This window comes from Vibrio sp. 811 (assembly GCF_033339195.1).
Genome location: NZ_JAWOUB010000468.1, coordinates 1 through 668 on the forward strand (window position 1 = coordinate 1; position 668 = coordinate 668).

1 protein-coding gene is annotated in these 668 nt (G+C 42.2%); it reads right to left on the reverse strand.

Annotated features, from left to right (window positions below; all coding sequences use genetic code 11):
• Positions 1–668, reverse strand: a 668-nt coding sequence (gene pssA / locus R7Q46_RS27530; protein ID WP_318078327.1) for a CDP-diacylglycerol--serine O-phosphatidyltransferase, incomplete at both ends; no start/stop codon positions are given.

Sequence of the window (668 nt, forward strand, 5' to 3'; positions counted from 1 at the left end):
TTGTAAGTGCAGATTAGCTGCGTATGTTCAAGGATTCGGGCTACTTCATCTTCAAACTTATGAGTAAGGTTTGCGTAGTCATCTTGAATCAATAAACCATTTTCAAGATCGAGAGACCAAGCACGCGGATTTAAGTTGTTACCTGTAAGCAGCATGTATCGTTTATCGACCCAGATACCTTTTAGGTGGAAGCTGTTGTTTTCATGCTTCCATAAGTGCACTGAAAGCTTACGAGCTGCAATGTTCGCCTCATTTGCTTTGGCAAAGCGGCGCAGATTTACCTCGTAAAGGTAAGGAAGACCACCAATGGTTTTGAAATCTTCTTCTGGAGAGATATAGAAATCGTTCGCGGTTTTATCTCCTACCACGATCGTTACTTTTACTCCACGTTTCATCGCACGTTTTACTTCCCGGTGAATTGATTTAGGGAAGTTAAAATATGGCGTACAGATGAAAATTTCGTTTTTTGCTGCTGCTAGTAGCTTGACGATTTGCTGGTTTAGTAAGTTTCGACGCTTACCAAGACCAACAAGTGGTGTGAGCTTTACTTTATCTTCTGCCGCTGACTCATGGGCAAATTGATAGTTGGCTTGAGCAAGAGAAGAGCGAAGTTGGCGAATTGCCGATTTAATTTCTTTGGTTTCTGGCTTATCTCGATCGGCCAAGTC